The organism is Thiocapsa roseopersicina (genome assembly GCF_900106925.1).
GTDB lineage: Bacteria > Pseudomonadota > Gammaproteobacteria > Chromatiales > Chromatiaceae > Thiocapsa > Thiocapsa roseopersicina.
The window spans coordinates 1-17,338 of the sequence record NZ_FNNZ01000009.1; the positions used below are offsets into that span (position 1 = coordinate 1).

A 17,338-nucleotide genomic window follows, 5' to 3' on the forward strand; every position below is an offset into this window, starting at 1 on the left:
CCAGGGGGTCAGGGCCTGACTCAGGATGGGGTCATCCGGCTCATCGGCGGGCGCCGCCGCGGTATCGGGCTCCTGCGCCGCGAGCATCGGTGCGATGGCAATGGCGATCGGGAGCCACAGCCAGGGAAGAGCGAAGACACAGGGTCGTGAGTGCGACATGGGAACCACCTCGGGGGCGGAGATGGGAAAAGGGGACGGATTTATGTGTTACGGAAGTTTATCCCTCGTACCTTCGCGCTTGCGGGAGGCACCGATTCGCAAAGAAACGGCGCTTTTCGGTCTTCGGCGTTTGCGCGATTGCCTCGTCTAATCCGCCACGCCTGCGCGTGCTCGTCGTCTTCCCGGAGGCTCCGTGGGCACGCCCTCGCGACCCGCTCGGGGTCGGCGAGGGAGACCACCGCAGCTAAGAAGCGCTCTCGCCTTCTTTGCCCGGTGCTTCGCTGCAGTTCTCGGGCGCATCGATGGACGTGGCGTTGGGAAACATATCCAAGAACTGGATGCGCATGCCGTAGCCGTGGACCTTGACCGGGGTCTGCGGACAGTTCCGCGAGATGCGGCTGGCCTTGGCTTGCAGGTCCGCCGAGTCGAACTTGAAGTAGGGGAGCAGGAAGCCCGCGTCTGCGTTTCTGAAGACGAGTGTGTCCGAGGTATCGGCGTAGACCGTCTCGATCCGATACTGCACCGTGCGCCCGTCGCCGGTCATACCCGTGATTTGAACCTTCCAGGAATCTGGCCCCCAGAGCAGCCACAGAAAAGCAAGGACGATGACGACGATAACGACAGAGACAGTTATGGCTTTTTGTTTCATCTCGGGCTCCGTTGTCAATGATACGATGAAGTATAGGATCTCCGGATGGGTGGTGCTCGGACACACCCTCGGGCAGATCACTAGTCATAGCTCCGATCGGCCGAGACCTTTCCGCGAAAAATCCAGCGGATCGTGGTGATGTCGATGAGACTCACCGGGAGCGCGACCATTCCTATGCCTTGGAAGATGAAGCTCGACGAGGCCCCCGGCGCGGCGGCCTGCGCGACTGTGACTTGATAGGAAGCCCGCCAGGGCAAGAGCATGCCGATGAGGATGGCGAACGCAGTCAGGAACAGTGTCGAGGCGATCAGGCATGGCTGCCGATCACGGCGGACCCGCACGCAGTGGGAGAGCACCCGGGCTGCCGCGCTGGCAACCAGCGGATGGCCGAATGGACTGGGTCGCGCGAGCAACGCTCGACGACCCGAGAACAGAACTTCAGGTGGGCAAGAGAGCGTGGAGCGAGCTCATGAGCGCAATCATCAACATCGATGTCCCCGACATTGAGCGTGCTATCGAATTCTATACTGCGGCCACCGAATGTCAGCTTGAACGGCGCCTGGATGATACGGCCGCAGAGCTATCGTGCGGCGCCGTCAATATCTACTTGCTGGAACATGCGACGGGCAGCACCGCAAACGCCGATAACGAGCAAAAACGACACTATTCTCGTCACTGGACACCGGTTCATATCGATTTCGTGGTCGCCGACCTCGATGAGGCGATCGTAAAGGCAGAAAACGCGGGCGCTGTACGCGAATCAAATGTAGAGATCTGGCACGGCGCTACCCACGTCACCTTCTCCGATCCATTTGGTCACGGGTTTTGTCTGATTCGTTTTCGTGAAGCAACTTATGAATTGGACCCGAGGGAACCGGAGACCGACCACGGATCCGTTCCCTGCTTCCTTCCGAGAGTTCGGACCCACCGCGGCGGCATTGGCCACAAAGTCCGCATCGAGACCCGATCCGATCGATGAAATACGCGTTTCGGACTTGGTGGCCAGCCAGCAGACCCGCAGAAGGCCCGATGCATCGCATCGGCGAAATCGGTGCCATGCTCGGTGCTCGACCAATCCAACGCATGCACGATGACTTCGTGCTCGCGTCCGAGGGTTTGTGACCGCTGCCCGACGCCCTTACCCTTACGAAAATCAGAACCGCTCTAGCGGCACATCGACACCACCCGAGGATGTCCGACCCATGCACCGATTGCTCCGTTGCACGACCGCACTTGCCGTAGCCGGACTTGTCTCCGGTTCAGCGCTCGCCCTGGCCGACGCCTCCCCCGGTCACGAGGCGCAATTGCTGTCGAACCCCCGTCAGCTGATCTTCGAAGGCAGGCGTTCGGGCGAGGGGTATTTCAGCGCCGATGGCCGGCTCATGATCTTCCAGAGCGAGCGCGAGTCCGGGAATCCCTTCTACCAGATCTATCTGCTCGACCTGGAGACCGGGGACACGCGCCGCGTCTCGCCCGGCATCGGCAAGACCACCTGTGCCTGGATTCATCCGCAGGGCGATCGCGTCCTCTATGCCTCCACGCATGAGGATCCCGGCGCCGAGGCGGCGCAACGCGAGGAGCTGGAGAAACGCGCCTCGGGACAAGGCAGCCGCTATTCCTGGAGCTTCGATGCGGCCTACGAGATCTACGAGGCGGACGCCCGGGGCAACATCCTGCGCCGTCTCACGACCGCCGAGGGCTATGATGCCGAGGGCTCCTGGTCACCGGACGGTAAGACCATCGTGTTCGCCTCGAATCGTCATGCCTACGTCGGCGATCTCTCCGATGACGCGCGCGCTGCCTTGGAGCAGGATGCCTCGCGTTCCATGGAGATCTACATCATGGACGCCGACGGTGGCCAGGTGCGCCGACTCACCGACTCGCCCGGCTACGACGGCGGCCCCTTCTTCAGCGCCGACGGCAGCCGTATCGTCTGGCGGCGCTTCGACGAGGCCGGCAAGGTCGCGGAGATCTGGACCATGCGGCCCGACGGCAGCGACCAGCGGCAGATCACCCGGCTCGGCGTCATGTCCTGGGCGCCCTTCTTCCACCCGAGCGGCGACTACATCATCTTCGCGAACAACGCGCACGGCTACGACAACTTCGAGCTTTATATCGTCGACAGCGACGGACGACGCCCGCCGGTGCGCGTGACCGACACCCCCGGTTTCGACGGTCTGCCCGTCTTCACGCCCGACGGCAAGCAGCTCTCCTGGGCGAGCAGCCGCACGGTGGACAAGCAGGCGCAGATCTTCATCGCGGACTGGGATGATGCCGCCGCGCGCGCACTGCTCGGACTGGACACAACCGAGGACACCGCGACACCGCCGGACCCGACATCCGGCATGGGGATGCCCGCTCCGACCCGCGCCGAGATCGCCGCCGAGGACCTGAGAACCCGTGTGGACGCGCTCACGGCCGAGCCCATGGCCGGCCGCATGACGGGGACCGCGGGCAGTCGTCTCGCAACCGACTATGTCGCGGACGCGATGACCCGCATCGGGCTCCAACCCGCCGGCGATCAAGGCGACTGGTTCCAGCCCTATCGCTTTATCTCGGGTGTCACCCTTACCGAGGGCAATCGGCTGACGTTCACCGACACGGATGGCCGAGCCGCCGAGCTCACGGTCGACCAGGATTGGCGGCCGCTTGCCTTTTCGGGCAGCGGGGCGGTCGAGCCGGCCGAGGCCGTTTTCGTGGGCTACGGCATCGTCGCGCCCGCCGCCGAGGGTCAGCCGGCCTACGACAGCTATCGGGATCTCGAGGTCGCCGACCGCTGGGTCCTGGCCTTTCGCGGTCTGCCCGAGGACGTCTCGCCCGAGCGTCGTCAACATCTGAGCGAATACGCGGATCTGCGCTTCAAGGCGATGGTGGCGCGCGAGCAGGGCGCGCGCGGCCTCGTCCTGGTGAGCGGCCCGAGCGCCCGGTTCAAGGATCAGCTCGTCGCGCTCGAGAACGAGGCCGGCGCGGGCCCCGGCAGTCTCCCGGTCATCTCCGTGACAGATGCGCTCGGACAGCAATTGCTCGCCCCTGCGGGCAAGGATCTCGCTGCGGTCCAGCAGGCACTCGACGGCGGCGATGCCGTGTCGGGTTTTGCGCTGCCGAATCTTCGGCTGGCCGCCGACATCCGTCTGCAACGCGAGGACTCGGTCGATCGCAACGTCCTCGGGCGCCTGCGTGCGGGCGAGCGCCCGAGCGAGGAGGTGGTGATCGTCGGCGCCCATGTCGACCATATCGGCGACGGCACGAGGCTCGACTCGCGCGACGACACACCCGGACGCATCCATCCCGGCGCCGACGACAATGCCTCGGGCGTGGCCGCGCTGCTGGAGATTGCCGAAGATTTGGCGAGCCGCAAGGCCCGCGGTGCGCTCGATCTGCGTCATGACGTGATCTTCGCGGCCTGGACCGGCGAGGAGATGGGTCGGCTCGGCTCGGCCGCGTTCGTCGAGGCGCGCACCCCGGGCGATGAGGGTCTCGGCGAGCAGGTGCTGGCCTATCTCAACCTCGACATGATCGGTCGCCTGGATTCGCATCTCAGCATCCAAGGCGCCGGATCGAGCAGCCTCTGGCGCGGGGAGATCGAACGGCGCAATGTCCCGGTCGGCCTGCCGGTGCAGGTCCAGGACGATGCCTATCTGCCGACCGACTCGACCTCCTTCTATCTCGCCGGCGTGCCGGTCCTGAGCTTCTTCACCGGCGTACACCAGGATTACAACACCTCGCGCGACACCGCCGATCGGCTGAACTACGAGGGTCTGACCCGCGTCGCGCGTCTCGCCGGTCTCCTCGCCGCGGCCGTCGCGGTCCGCGACACGGCACCCGACTATATCGCGCAGGAGAAACCGAGCACGGGCGCAAGCCGCGCCAACCTCCGCGCCTATCTCGGCACCATCCCGGCCTACGACAAGACGGACCTGAAGGGTGTGCTGGTCGACGGGGTGGCCAAGGACGGACCGGCCGAGCGCGGCGGCATGCGTGCCGGCGACCTGATCGTCTCGGTCGCCGGCCGCAGGATCGAGAACATCTACGACTACACCTATGCGCTCAATGCGCTGAAGGCCGACGAGCCCGTGACCGTCACGGTCGAGCGCGACGGCACCGATCAGCCACTGTCCATCGTGCCGGCGGCCCGGGAATAGTGCCGTTGCGTGATCTGTTTGTCGCTTTCCCCGGCAATCGCCTGTCGCCTCGACGTAACCGATGACCGCTTTCGGGCTAATCCAACGCCCTTCCCTCCCCTGCCTCCTCGTGCGTGCGCCCGTCGCGGATGTGATAGATGCGCCGGAAGGTCGGGATGATCTTCTCGTCGTGGGTGACCACGATGACGGCGGTGCGATACTGCCGGGCCATGCGGTTGAGGATGCGGATGACGCCGAGGGCGCGCTCGCTGTCGAGCGGTGCGGTGGGCTCGTCGGCGAGGATCACCGGTGGGCGGTTGACCAGGGCGCGGGCGATGGCGACACGCTGTTGCTCCCCGCCGGAGAGCTGCGACGGCATGGCGCGGGCGCGATGCTCGACATCCAGCGCCGCGAGCAGCTCGCGCGCCCGCTCGCGCGACTCGCCGTTGGGACGACCCGCGAGCATCGGCAGCAGGGCAACGTTGTCGGTGACGTCCAGGAATGGGATGAGATAAGGCGCTTGGAAGACGAAGCCGATCTTGTCCCGACGCAGGGCGCGCAGATCGCGGATGCGCCAGCCGTCGTCGTAGATGGGATGATCGCCCAGGATCATGCGCCCGCCGGTGGGCTCGATCACGGCACCCAAACACTTGAGCAGGGTGCTTTTTCCGGACCCCGAGGGCCCGACGAGTCCGACCACCTCGCCCGGGGCGACGGCCATGTCGACACCCTTGAGCGCGTCTACCGCGGTGTCGCCGCTGCCGTAGCGCTTGCGCAACCCCTCGATGCGGATGCCTTGTGTGTCGTCAGCCACCGATGGCCTCCGCCGGATCGACCCGGAGCGCGGCGCGGATGGCGACCAGGCTTGCCAGCACACAGATGATGACCACGACCAGGAATCCACGCGCGGCATCGCCGGGGAGCAGCAGGACGTATTTGGGAAAGATGGGCGCCCAGAGGGTCGCCACGGTCTTGCCGACGACGAAACCGATCACCCCGAGCCCGACCGCTTGTTGCAGGATCATCCCGGCGATGGTGCGGTTGCGCGTGCCGATGAGCTTGAGTACGGCGATCTCGCGGATCTTGCCGAGCGTGAGGGTGTAGATGATGAAGGCCACGATGGCCGCGCTCACCACCGAGAGGATCACCAGGAACATGAAGATCTGACGGGCAGAGGTGGCGATCAGCTTGGCCTGGAGGATCTCGTTCATCTCGGCGCGGGTGTAGACGGTCAGGTGCTTCCAGCGTCGGATGTCGGCGGCGACCTCATCGGCGTCGGCGCCGGGCTCGAGACGCACCAGGATGGCGTTCACCGAGCTGCTCTGGGTCTGGGCGGCCAGCACGGCATCGAGCACCTCCGGCTGACCGGGTCGGTTGAAGACGGGGTTGGCCGCGGTGCGGCGACGCTGCGCGATGATGGCGTCGTTGTCCTTCAGAAACTGCGCCTCCTGGGCGTCCTTCAGCGGGATGTAGACCATGGGGTCACCGCCCGAGGAGACCGCGCGCCGGGTCAGCCCGACGATGGTGTAGAGGTTGCGGCGGATGCGCACCTGCTCGCCGAGGCGAAAGCCGGTGGTCACGTCAGCGACCGCCTCGTAATGACCGCGCGTGAGATGGCGCCCGGCGACCAGGAAGGGCGGTTGGCCGGGCTCGCCGAAACCGCCGGGGACCACGCCGACGATCATGGCGCGGCGCTCGCGCGCGGCCTCGTCGCCGGCCGGATCGCTGGTCTGATTCGAGGCGGCCTGATTGGGGGCGACGGGCCGCACCTGCATGGTCAGATAGGTGACGTTGGCCGCACGCGCGACGCCCGGCAAGGTCAGGATGCCCCGGTAGAGGTCGTCGGCGAGGGTGGACGGCTCCGCGTAAGGTCCGAGCGTGTCTTTCTGCACCGCCCAGAGGTCCGCCCCGCTGTTGTCGAGCAGCACCTCGGCATCATCGACCATGCCGCGGTAGATGCCGGCCATGGAGAGCGTCACGCCGATCAGGAGTCCGAGACCCACACCGGTAAAGACGAACTTGCCCCAGGCATGGAGGATGTCGCGCCCGGCGAGGCTGATCATCGGGGCAGGCCGGGGATCCGCTCGACGATCTCGACCCGACGGCCGGGCCTGAGCGGGACGCGGGAGTGCAGGATCACCCGATCGCCGGACGCCAGGCCGTCGCGGATTTGGACCCAACCCTCCAGGTCACGCGCGCCGGTCTCGACCGCGGCGAAGCGCGGACCGCCGTCATCCAGCACCCAAACGCCGAGCTGGCCGTCGCGACGGTGCAAGGCGGCATTGGGCAGCGCCGGGGCCGGTTCAAGCGGCTCCAGGGCCACGGTCACCTCGGCCAGCTCGCCGAGTCGGGGCAGCGGTTCGGGCAGCGGTTCGGGCAGCGTCGAAAATGCGATCTTCGCGCGAAACTCCTCGGTGACGGCGTCGGACCGCGGCTCGATCCGCAGCACCTCGCCGGGCAAGGTGTCCAGCGGCAGCGAGCGCAGCGCGATGCGGGCCCCCAGATCGGCACGCAGCGCCCCGGCGCCGAGCTGATCGAAGCGGACATCGATCCAGAGATGACTCGGGTCGATCACCTCCACGACCGACTGTCCCGCTACGACGGTGCTGCCGGGCTCGGCGTCGCGCGAGACCACCAGTGCGTCCACCGGCGCGATCAGGCGCAGATTGGCCCGCTGCTGCACCAATGCCTCGCGCTCCGCGCGGACCCGCACGAGATCCTGCTCCGCGGATTCCAGATTGGCTACGGCCAGCGCCAGACCCGCCTCGGCGACCTGGGCCTCCTGACGCTTGGCCTCCGCCGTATCCTCGCTGGCCGTGCGCGACAGCAGAAGCTGCTCGTAGCGCGCGACCTGGGCGCCGGCGAAGTCCCGCCGCGCCTGTGCATCGCCGACTTGGGCATGGGCCGCGACCACGCCGGACTCGGCGCGGCGCAGTGCCGCGTCCGCCGCGGCGACGCGGTCGTCGAGATCGACCGGGTCCATCTCCCCGAGCAGTTGGCCGGCCTCGACCCGATCACCCACCTGCACCTCGACCCGCCGCACCCGCCCGGCATAGGTCGGGCCGATGCGGTACGTATACCGCGCCTCGACCGTGCCAACCCCGAACAGGGTCGGGGTGACGGGACGCATCTCGACGGTGGTCAGGGTCACGGGCACCGGGGCCAGCGGACCCGAGGTCAGCGCCAGCCAGAGGAAGGCGCCGATGAGCGGAACGAGCACCGCGAGCAGGAAGACGACACGCAGGCTTGGCTTGGGAAGGTTCATTGGGGGCTCAAAAGCAATGGCGAGCGACTCGGGGGAGCCGTTCGAGAAGGATGGGGATGGAGCCGCGTGTCGGCCTTGACTCAGGTCAAAGGTGCGGGGTGCCCACTCTCCGGGGAGAGTCGAATCGCCGTCGGGTCTGAGAACTGGATCCGCCGCAGAGACACCACGACGGAGGTGATGGTGATCGCAGAGCGATCAGAAATCGACACGAACGCGGCGATGCCTTGATCCGCTGACACATCGGTCCAGGTTGGATGGGGCGGTAATCGGGGCGACGCACCGCGGGCGTCACGCGGCGCAGAGCGCCAAGGGGCATGCGTGACACCGCGCAACGGTGTCACGAGCCCCTGAGGGTTTGGGTGGCCGGTCTGTTGAGTGAGGCCCTTCCCTACTCGATCATCACCTTGACCGACGCCTTGGCGGCGGTCTTGGGCAGTGTCGGCGGCGCGACTGTGAGGGCATCGATCTCGGCCTGATCGAGCTGGTCCTTGCCGCCGCCGCAGGCCATGATCTGCGCCTGGACGTCGCCCTTGATCTTGCGGCTGTGCTTGGCCTTCCAGTCGGTGCCGCCCTCGGCGACACGGGTGCGTTTGGGGTCGAAGTGGAAGTCGACCTTCTTCTTGGACTGCGGACCCCAGTAGTTGACCTTGCCCAGATCGTAGAACTTGCGCTCGAAACCTGCCTTCAAGAATGCCTTCAGACAGCCGAGCAGATAACGCCGCCGCTCGCCGCTGCCTGCCCAAGGGTAGGAGAAGAGCGCCTTGTGCATGTAGAAGCGGCGATAGTTGTGCATGACGCGGTCGAGCAGCTCGGCGCGATCCATGGCGGCCGGCTTGATGATGGGCGTGACGAAGTTGTACTTCTCGTAGTCGAAGATCTCGACCTTGTCGCCCAGCTCGCGGAAGAGATCCGTGAAGGGCCAGGGGGTGTACATGGCCCAGTTGGCGAGGTCCGGCTTCCAGTCGCGCGCCATCTGGTAGGTCTCTTCGAGCGTCTCGGCGGTCTCGTTCTCGAGCCCGACGATGAACTGCGCCTCGGTGAGGATCCCGGCATCGCGCAGCAGACCGATCGCTCGCTTGTTGTCGGCGACCGTGGTCTCCTTGTTGAAGCGGTCGAGCTTGAGCTGCGCCGCGGCCTCGGTGCCCAGCGAGACATGGATCAGGCCGGCCTTGCGATAGAGCGGCAGCACGTCCTCGTCGCGCAGGATGTCGGTGACGCGGGTGTTGATGCCCCAGAGGATCCCGAGATTGCGCTCGATCAGCTCCTCGCAGAAGGCGATGAACTTCTTGCGATTGATGGTCGGCTCCTCGTCGGCGAGGATGAAGAAACCGACGTCGTGGTCGCGCACCAGGGTCTCGATCTCGTCGACAACCTTCTTGGGATCACGGATGCGGTAGTCGCGCCAGAACTTCCACTGCGAGCAAAAAGAGCAGGTATAGGGACAACCGCGGGCCATGTTCGGGATGGCGACGCGCTTGTTGAGCGGGATGTAGTTGTACTTGTCCCACTCCAGCACACCCCAGTCGGGTGTGATGGCGTCCAGGTCCTTCACGGTCGGGGCGGCCGGGGTGGCGATGATCTTGCCGTCGACGGCGTAGGCGATGCCTTTGACCTTGCCGCGCTCCTCGGGCCAACGGCCTTCGTCGATGGTGCGGACCAGATCGACGATGATCTCCTCGCCTTCGCCTCGCACGATGGCGTCGATCCAGGGCGCCTCGCCGAGGACCTGCTGATACATGAAGGTCGCATGCACGCCGCCGAGGACGGTGACGATCTTCGGATCAACCTCCTTGACGATCTCGAGCAGACGCTGGGCCTTATAGATGGAGGGCGTGATGGCCGTGCAGCCGACGATGTCGGGGCGATAGGCGACGATGGCGGCGCGGACCTGCTCCTCGGACAGATCGTTGGTCATGGCGTCGACGAAGCGCACCTCGGTGAAGCCCGCGGTCTTGAGCGCACCGGTGAGATAGGCCACCCACGCCGGCGGCCAATTGCCGGCGATCTCGGCGCCGCCCGAGTGGTAATTTGGGTGGATGAAGAGAATGCGCATGCGTCGAGCCCCCGGCCGATGGTGAGTGTCAATGAAGATTGACAGTCGACCTCCTCGTCGTCCTTGACACAGGTCAAATCCGCCCGGGCGACTCGGAAATGCAGGTCTTGCCGGCGCGATCGCGTACGATGGGATCTGACCTAGGTCAAGGACGCACCGCGCCATGCCGGGAGAATGCCGGGTCATTCAACCGGAGGATTCGCCATGACCGACTCGATCGCCACCTTCATGACCGACGACCATCAGCGCTGTGATCAGCTGCTCGCCGCCTGCGAGCAGGCGGTCTCGGGCGGCGATTGGAAGCGACTCGCGGAGCAGGCAACCGTTTTTTCGAAGGCCCTGATCGGCCATTTCGACATGGAGGAGCAGGTGCTGTTTCCGGAGTTGGTCGCCATCAGCCCCTGGGCATCCGGGCCGACCGGTATGATGACCATGGAGCACGGCCAAATGCGCGCTTTGGTGGAGGAGCTCAACGAGGCGGTCGACGAGCAGGATGCAGACGCCTGTCTCGGGATCCTGGAGACGCTCCATCTGGTGATCCAGCAGCACAACTCGAAGGAAGAAGGCATCCTCTATCCGATGGCCGAGGAGAGTCTGGGTGACCAGACCACAAAAATTCTGAACCGACTGCAGGCGGGCTAAACCATGGACAGAACACTCGACGTCAGCGATCTTCCCGCCCCGGAGCCGATGGAGCGGATCCTCGATGCGCTCGCCGACCTGCCGCCGGATGATCGCCTGTGCGTACTCCATCGTCGCGAGCCCTATCCGCTCTACGACATGCTGCGACGCATGGGCTATCGCTGGGAGATCAGCTCCGAGGACGATCGGTATCGCATCCTGATCTCGCCCGTGCCGAAGCATCAGCGTCCGGTCAGTCGATTGCGGCAACAGGGTGCGAGCCGTTTTTAAACCGCGCGCGTTGGGCCATGCGGTGTTCAGTGCTCGGATTCCAGGTTTGTCCCTGCTCACGAGCGTCGGAGCCGCGCGGTTTAAAAAGATCAATTTATTCGTTTTTTTGAACCGCGTCGCGCCAATAGCTTCAGGTGTCCGCAACGCTGCCTCTAAACGACAAAGCGACCCCAGGCGCTCCGGACGCGGTTCAAAAAAATGATGGGCACCGGCGGACTCTCACTCGATCAGGCCCCGCCGATCGACATCCCCGCGCGCTTCTTCCTGACCGCGCCGCTGTTTGCGATCGCCGCCGGGCTGCTCTTGGCCTGGCAGGGCCCGACCCTCTTGGTCTCGCGCTGGATGCCCGGCGCACTCGCCGCGACCCACCTGATTGCCATCGGGTATCTCGGTCTAATCATGTGTGGTGCACTTCTGCAGATGCTGCCCGTCGTCGCCGGTGCAGCGGTCCCGGCGGTGCGCCTGGTCGGCACGGCGACGCATCTCCTGCTCACCGTCGGTGCCGCCGGGCTGGCTTGGGGGCTAGCGGGAAGCGGCCCGACCCTGATCCGGGTCGGCGCCGGTGCCGCGGCACTGGGATTTCTGGTCTTCGTGATCCCGGTCGGCATCGCCCTGGTGCGGGCACGCGGTGCGCCGGGGACCCTGCTGGCGCTGCGCACGGCCGCCCTGGCCCTGGCGGTCACGGTTGCCTTGGGGCTGTTGCTGGTCGCCGTCCTCCAGGGGTGGATCCGGGTTGCGGAGCACACCCGTTGGGTCGATACGCATGCAGCCTGGGGGTTGATGGGCTGGGTCGGGCTGCTGGTGGTCGGCGTGGCCGTCCAGGTCCTGCCTATGTTCTACGTCACCCCGACCTATCCGGCGCCGATGCGGCGCTGGTTTGCACCGGCCGTCCTGGTCGGGGTCGGCGCGGCGAGCGCTGCCTGGATCATGGGGGCCGACCTCGTCGGGCAGGCCGTCTTCGGTACGATCGCGCTCGGTTTCATCGGCTTTGCCTTCATCACCTTGCGCTTGATCAGCCTTCGCGAGCGACCGAGACTCGACCCGACATTGCTGCACTGGTGGGCAGCGATGCTGAGCCTCTGCGGCGCTGCGCTTGCTTGGACCTTCGCAGCACCGCCGACCCTGATCGGCGTGCTCCTGCTGGTGGGGGTAGGCGTCGGGCTACCGGCCGGTATGCTCTTTAAGATCCTGCCGTTCTTGACCTGGTTTCACCTACAGCATCGCCAGCTCGGGAGCGGACGGTTCGACCTGCGCATCCCGCATATGGGTAGTCTGCTGTCGACGCGATGGGCACGGGTTCAATTCGGCCTGCATCTCCTCGCCCTGGCACTGCTCGCGGGTAGCCTGTGGGTTCCGGTGCTGGCCCGCCCGGCGGGCATCGCGCTCGCGCTGTCCTCGTTGGTGCTGCTCCTGTTGCTGATCGGCGTCGCGCGTACCTATCGACGGTTCGCTGCCCTGCTCCGGCCGGCGCCTTCAAGAGCGGGGCCGCAAACCTGAATCGACCTCATCCGACTGCGCAACCCCCTCTCCCCAGCCCTCCCCCGCGAGGGGGGAGGGAGCACGTCTAAACCAGGCATTGGCGTCTCCCCCTCCCCTCGCGTGAGGGGGCCGGGGGGGAGGGGCGTGAACGCTTGCTGGCGCTCAGTGCTCGCCCTTCGTGCGTAGCAGGCCGGCCAACCGGTTGCCTTGCTTCTGCGGCCCGCCGCGCGGAAAGAGTCGATGCAGATAGCGATTGCTGCCCTTCTCGCTGCCCCAGACCTTTCGGAAATGGGCGATCATGTCGCGCACCATGGCCTGGGTGCCATGCTTGGCATAGCTGGCTCTCAGGAAGCGAATGATCTCCCAGTGCTCGGCGTTCAGCTCGAGCCCGTCGTAGGCAGCCAAGGCGCGGGCAAAGTCCTCGGACCAATCCGACGGATCCACGAGGTACCCTTCGCTGTCTGTGAGGATCGCGCGGTCGCCGACCTGGATGCTGCGCGTGGTCATGCTCGGGTAGGCGTTGCTGCCGGAGGGAAACTCGCCCGGCAGCCCCTTCGAGTCGCGCTCGGATTGGGTGATCGACCAAAGCTCGATCGGGATCTCCCCGTCGAGGCGCCCGTCGAAACGCTCGACTCCGGACACCAACACCTTGCCGCTGGTCGGCGGCAGATCGAAGCGCGCCAGGCCCGCGCGGTCGGTGAGGACAGGCGCGGTCTCGGACCCGTCCGCGTCCAGCTTGAGGACCACTGGTGTGCGTTTCAGCGGCTCGTTCGTGACCTTCATGGACACCTTCACGTCAATCATGGTCTTGTCTCCGACTCCATCGATTTTGATCTATATCATCAAATTAGCCTCTACTTGAACCCGAGACAAACGAATCCTTTCGGCGGTAGATATCGGATCTTTCGATGCCAAAGAACTGAAGCCGCGTTTGCTCCAGCGCGTGGGGATTGATACAAAGGCGGACAAAGATGACACGAGCGCATGCCATGCCGAACGCGGCTTATGGACATTGACCAGGTCAGAACCTTCTTGGCAGTCGCCGCGCACGGGAGCTTCCAAGAGGCTGCCAACCGCGTGCACGTCACTCAATCCACGGTCAGCGCGCGCATTCAGGGCCTCGAGACTTACCTGAACGCCCGTTTGTTCGTGCGCAACCGCTCGGGCGCGACACTCACGCCCGCAGGCCGGCGGTTCCTTCGGCACGCCAAGACCCTGGTGCTCACCCTCGAGCAGGCACGCCACGACGTGGGTCTGCCGAGCCGCTTTCGGGCCAGCATCACGGTCGGTGCCCGTATCGCCTTGTGGGACGGTTTTCTGCCGCTCTGGGCCGGGCGGATGCGCGAGCTTGCCCCGGACGTCTCGCTGAGCAGCGAGATCGGTTTCGAGGACGACCTGATGCGGCGTATCGTCGAAGGCACGCTGGACCTCGCCTTGATGTACACGCCCCAGCACAGCGCCGGGCTGCAGGTCGAGCACTTGTTCGACGAGACCCTGGTCCTGGTGACCAGCGACCCGAAACGCACCGAGCTGGACGACGGCTATGTCTACGTGAGTTGGGGGCCGACCTTCTACGCCCAGCACAGCAAGGTCTACCCGGATCTGGAGCGACCGGCCCAGATGGCGAACATCGGCTGGCTCGGTCTCCAGTTGATTCTGGCCAACGGTGGAACCTGCTTCGTCCCCGAGCGGGTCGCTGCACCTTACGTGCGCGCAGGATGCCTGCACGTTGCGCCCGACAGCCCGAGGTTTCTGTTGCCGGCCTATGTGGTCTATCCCTTGGAAAGCGAATCGCCCGTGCTCGAAACGGCGCTGTCGACCTTGCGCGCCGTCATCGCGGAACGATCGCCTGCCGACGGCGGCACGTCCACGGAGTGCACGCCCGAGCCGATCGCCGGGTCCGAACACCCGCCGGAGCGTCCGCATGCACCCGGCCCGGCTCCCGAGATGAAGCAGTCGTGACCGATCGGGTCGAGCTTGCGGAGCGAATCAAGTCGGCCTGCCTGCAGGCCGCGTCGGCGGCCTATGAGCAGGCCGGCATCAGCGGTCTGTGCGGCGAGGGCCGTTGGGAGCTCGCAGTCCAGGCGATCAAAGCCCTTGATTTGGCCCCTTTGCTCGAAACCCGGACGCCCGAAACCCGGACGCCCGAAACCCAGAGACCGGCAAGCCCGAGACCAGAAGCGAGGAGAGGATCCATGCAGCGCATCGAACCCTTGCGGCGCCTGTCGAGCGAGCATCACACTGGCCTGGTCATCGCTCGGCGGGCGCGTGAGCTGGCGCGAAAAGCACCCGACGCCCGCGAGGCCGCCTGGGCAGATCTGAGGCAACGCTTCGCCGATGAGCTCGAGCCCCATTTCAAGCTCGAAGAGCGCGGACTGTTGCCGGCCCTGCAAGCGGCCGGCGAAGGCGTGCTGGTGGAGCGAACCCTGGCCGAGCATCTGAGAATGCGTGCCATGATCGATGCGGGCGGACCGGAAGACCTCGCCGCATTCGCCGAAGCGCTTGCGGATCACATCCGGTTCGAGGAGAAGGAGTTGTTCGGGGTCGCGCAGCGTGTCCTGGGGGCAGACGCACTGGAGCGGATCCAGGCGCTACACGATCGCGAGGCAGCGCCGGTCTGCCGCGCTTGATCTCCGTCAAGGGATCTGAGTCCCCTTGCTCTATGCTGAGAATCGAGCTTGGTTTTGATCCGGATGATGAGAACAGAGGTCGTCGGCGACCCGAGCACACCCGCGAAGACACCGACCCCGCCGAAACCTTGGAGGCCCCGCATGAGATTTCCGATCCTGACCGGTCTGTTGCTGATGTCCACGGGGCTCGCTTTCGCCGATCCGACCGAGTCGACCGAGGTCGGCTTCCCAGAGGTCCGGACGTTGGGAACGCTGAACGGCCAAGCGTTGGCCTGTCGGCAGTTCGATGCGTCCAGCGAGGCGAAGGCATTGATCATCGGCTATGCGCCCAAGACCCGCCGCTACGGAACCCTCTTCGAGACGGCGACCAACGCTGCCTTCCTCGCGGCGACCAAGGACGACGCGCCCTGTCCGACCGCGGCCGATCTGGCGGCGCGACTGGCGGAATCGGCGGAAGCACTGAAGGCGGTTTTCCCCGAACAAGCGAACCCGGAGCAGGCGAAACCGGAGCAGGCGAAACCGGAACCGTCGGAGCCGCAACCGCCCGGCGCCGAGCCGTCCCTGTCGAACGACGAGACCGGATCATGAAGATCCCCGTCGTCGCGCCGCTGGTTGCAGCATTGCTTCTGGCAGCCGGCATAGCCACGGGATCGGTCGACGCCGCCGATGCGCCAGCCGACGACGAGTCCCCGCCGAGCGGACGTTATCTCCTGATGGACGCCAACGGACGGGCCGTCACCAACGCCGATTTCCCCGGTCAATTCCAGCTCATCGCCTTCGGTTACACCTACTGTCCGGACATCTGCCCGACCACGCTGGTCGAGGCCGCGGCGATCCTGAAGCAGTTGGGCGATCGGGCGGAACGCGTTCAGCCGATCTTCATCACGGTCGATCCGCAGCGCGATACCCCGCAGGTGCTGGCGACCTATACCGCCTACTTTCACCCGCGCATCATCGGTCTCACCGGCTCTGCATCGCTCATCGATCGCGCCGCTCAAAACTTCAACGCCCGTTACCGGAAGGTCACCGAGCCGGGCGCACCGGCCGATCGCTACCACGTCGACCACAGCGCCGGCATGTATCTCCTCGGCCCCGACGGGAGCTATATCCGTAAGTTCGGTTACTCGACACCGGCCGCCGAGATCGCCGAGCGGATCGACGCCTTGTTGTCCGAGACACACAAGGCCGACCCGACGTGGAGCGCTCCGCCGCCACGGTGAGACTCAAGCCGAGGAAAGGCGAATCGAAGACTCTTCACTCTGGATGGGCGGGTGATCAATGCGTTTTCGTTCAGAAACGCAGATGCAACCGTCCCGGCGCGCGTGAAAATGATCCTGAGCTTCACTGCGATCACACCTTTCCCTTGTGTGCGCTGGACCGCAGGCGTCAAACTCCCGCGCGCGGCGCCGATGCCTTGGTGCAAGGGGGTACCGGCGGGGTCGCGTCGCCCACGAATCAAGAACTGGAGATTTCGGGATGAGAACAGGTGAAAAGGTCGTCGCTGCAATCGCTCTGGCTGTAGGTGCGGTATCGTCCGCGTTTGCTCAGCAGGCCCCGGGGTGGAATATCGCTTGGGGAACCGCGCAGCCAGTGCCCTTGAGTCCGTGGGCCACTGCCCTGCTCGGTTTGTTGTTGGTCGTAGCGACCTACGCCTTCCTGCGCAGGCGCAGCAAGCAGGGAGGGGTCGCCCTTATGGCCGCGGCCGCCATCTTCGGCTCGACTCACCTGCCGGAAGATCTGTGGGCAACGCCGTCATACGACTATACGATCTCCACACCCTCGGGCTCGGCGTTCGTGAGCTGCCTCAACGTCGGTGCGGGCTCGGAACGACAGCCAGCGAATGGAATCGCTTACATCTTCGTGGGCACGACACTCGAGGAAGGCGTGATCCTTTCCCGGGTCGACCCCAGCTCCCCGCTCAGTGCTGCCTCCGCGGTCACCCCGGCAATTGCCAACGAGTGCAGCGTCGGACTTCGAGTCACGCCAGCCGCACCGTGCACCTTGCCCTGCAATCCGACTTAGAGATACGTCGATCGGCCGTGTCCGCCCAAGGCGGGCACGTAGTCGACC

The 17,338-nt window shown here is 65.6% G+C and carries 17 protein-coding genes; 10 read left to right on the top strand and 7 right to left on the bottom strand.

Going from position 1 to position 17,338, the window contains the following annotated elements; genetic code table 11:
- Positions 1-403: 403 nt before the first annotated feature.
- Positions 404-808, bottom strand: a complete 405-nt coding sequence (locus BLV04_RS10825; RefSeq protein WP_093031422.1) for a DUF1523 family protein — start codon at positions 806-808, stop codon at positions 404-406.
- An 80-nt stretch (positions 809-888) separates the two neighbouring features.
- Positions 889-1,221, bottom strand: coding sequence for a hypothetical protein (locus tag BLV04_RS10830; protein ID WP_139191906.1), 333 nt, complete (start codon positions 1,219-1,221; stop codon positions 889-891).
- A 56-nt stretch (positions 1,222-1,277) separates the two neighbouring features.
- On the opposite strand from BLV04_RS10830, the gene BLV04_RS10835 reads away from it, so the two are divergent.
- Positions 1,278-1,787 carry a VOC family protein gene (locus BLV04_RS10835; RefSeq protein WP_093031873.1) on the top strand — a complete coding sequence of 170 codons (510 nt, stop codon included), beginning with the start codon at positions 1,278-1,280 and terminating at the stop codon, positions 1,785-1,787.
- 223 nt (positions 1,788-2,010) lie between these two features.
- Positions 2,011-4,950, top strand: coding sequence for a M28 family peptidase (locus BLV04_RS10840; protein ID WP_093031429.1), 2,940 nt, complete (start codon positions 2,011-2,013; stop codon positions 4,948-4,950).
- A 76-nt stretch (positions 4,951-5,026) separates the two neighbouring features.
- Here BLV04_RS10840 and BLV04_RS10845 read toward each other — a convergent pair whose 3' ends face one another.
- The 4 genes from BLV04_RS10845 to bchE all read right to left on the bottom strand — a co-directional run bounded on the left by BLV04_RS10845 (position 5,027) and on the right by bchE (position 10,247).
- The gene (locus tag BLV04_RS10845; protein WP_245731843.1) at positions 5,027-5,743 is read right to left on the bottom strand and encodes an ABC transporter ATP-binding protein; all 717 of its coding nucleotides are present in this window, start codon (positions 5,741-5,743) and stop codon (positions 5,027-5,029) included.
- Complete coding sequence (locus BLV04_RS10850) at positions 5,736-6,992, bottom strand: ABC transporter permease (RefSeq protein WP_093031434.1); 1,257 nt, start codon at positions 6,990-6,992, stop codon at positions 5,736-5,738. The genes BLV04_RS10845 and BLV04_RS10850 overlap by 8 nt, the downstream gene beginning before the upstream one ends.
- Entirely contained in the window at positions 6,989-8,194 is a 1,206-nt protein-coding gene (locus tag BLV04_RS10855; RefSeq protein ID WP_093031437.1) for an efflux RND transporter periplasmic adaptor subunit, read from the bottom strand. Before BLV04_RS10855 ends, BLV04_RS10850 begins: the two co-directional genes overlap by 4 nt.
- Positions 8,195-8,582: 388 nt before the next feature.
- Complete coding sequence (gene bchE / locus BLV04_RS10860; protein WP_093031440.1) at positions 8,583-10,247, bottom strand: magnesium-protoporphyrin IX monomethyl ester anaerobic oxidative cyclase; 1,665 nt, start codon at positions 10,245-10,247, stop codon at positions 8,583-8,585.
- A gap of 204 nt (positions 10,248-10,451) precedes the next feature.
- Here bchE and BLV04_RS10865 point away from each other — a divergent pair, with 204 nt between their 5' ends.
- The 3 genes from BLV04_RS10865 to BLV04_RS10875 all read left to right on the top strand — a co-directional run bounded on the left by BLV04_RS10865 (position 10,452) and on the right by BLV04_RS10875 (position 12,656).
- A complete protein-coding gene (locus tag BLV04_RS10865) occupies positions 10,452-10,889 on the top strand; it encodes a hemerythrin domain-containing protein (RefSeq protein WP_175534595.1) in 438 nt (145 codons plus the stop codon).
- Between the two features lie 3 nt (positions 10,890-10,892).
- Positions 10,893-11,159, top strand: coding sequence for a DUF2249 domain-containing protein (locus BLV04_RS10870; protein WP_093031446.1), 267 nt, complete (start codon positions 10,893-10,895; stop codon positions 11,157-11,159).
- A gap of 198 nt (positions 11,160-11,357) precedes the next feature.
- Positions 11,358-12,656: a hypothetical protein gene (locus BLV04_RS10875; RefSeq protein ID WP_093031449.1), complete on the top strand. Its 1,299-nt coding sequence runs from the start codon at positions 11,358-11,360 to the stop codon at positions 12,654-12,656.
- Positions 12,657-12,800: 144 nt separating this feature from the next.
- Here the strand turns inward: BLV04_RS10875 and BLV04_RS10880 are convergent, their stop codons facing one another.
- The gene (locus BLV04_RS10880) at positions 12,801-13,442 is read right to left on the bottom strand and encodes a TusE/DsrC/DsvC family sulfur relay protein (RefSeq protein WP_093031452.1); all 642 of its coding nucleotides are present in this window, start codon (positions 13,440-13,442) and stop codon (positions 12,801-12,803) included.
- A 201-nt stretch (positions 13,443-13,643) separates the two neighbouring features.
- Here BLV04_RS10880 and BLV04_RS10885 point away from each other — a divergent pair, with 201 nt between their 5' ends.
- The 5 genes from BLV04_RS10885 to BLV04_RS10910 all read left to right on the top strand — a co-directional run bounded on the left by BLV04_RS10885 (position 13,644) and on the right by BLV04_RS10910 (position 17,290).
- Positions 13,644-14,600: a LysR family transcriptional regulator gene (locus tag BLV04_RS10885; protein WP_245731844.1), complete on the top strand. Its 957-nt coding sequence runs from the start codon at positions 13,644-13,646 to the stop codon at positions 14,598-14,600.
- Positions 14,597-15,268: a hemerythrin domain-containing protein gene (locus tag BLV04_RS25645; protein WP_245731845.1), complete on the top strand. Its 672-nt coding sequence runs from the start codon at positions 14,597-14,599 to the stop codon at positions 15,266-15,268. The genes BLV04_RS10885 and BLV04_RS25645 overlap by 4 nt, the downstream gene beginning before the upstream one ends.
- Before the next feature lie 141 nt (positions 15,269-15,409).
- Positions 15,410-15,856 (top strand): hypothetical protein, encoded by a 447-nt coding sequence (locus tag BLV04_RS10900; protein ID WP_093031455.1) that lies wholly within the window; start codon positions 15,410-15,412, stop codon positions 15,854-15,856.
- Positions 15,853-16,488, top strand: coding sequence for an SCO family protein (locus BLV04_RS10905; protein WP_093031458.1), 636 nt, complete (start codon positions 15,853-15,855; stop codon positions 16,486-16,488). The genes BLV04_RS10900 and BLV04_RS10905 overlap by 4 nt, the downstream gene beginning before the upstream one ends.
- A 256-nt stretch (positions 16,489-16,744) precedes the next feature.
- The gene (locus tag BLV04_RS10910; protein ID WP_093031461.1) at positions 16,745-17,290 is read left to right on the top strand and encodes a hypothetical protein; all 546 of its coding nucleotides are present in this window, start codon (positions 16,745-16,747) and stop codon (positions 17,288-17,290) included.
- The last annotated feature ends 48 nt before the right edge of the window (positions 17,291-17,338 follow it).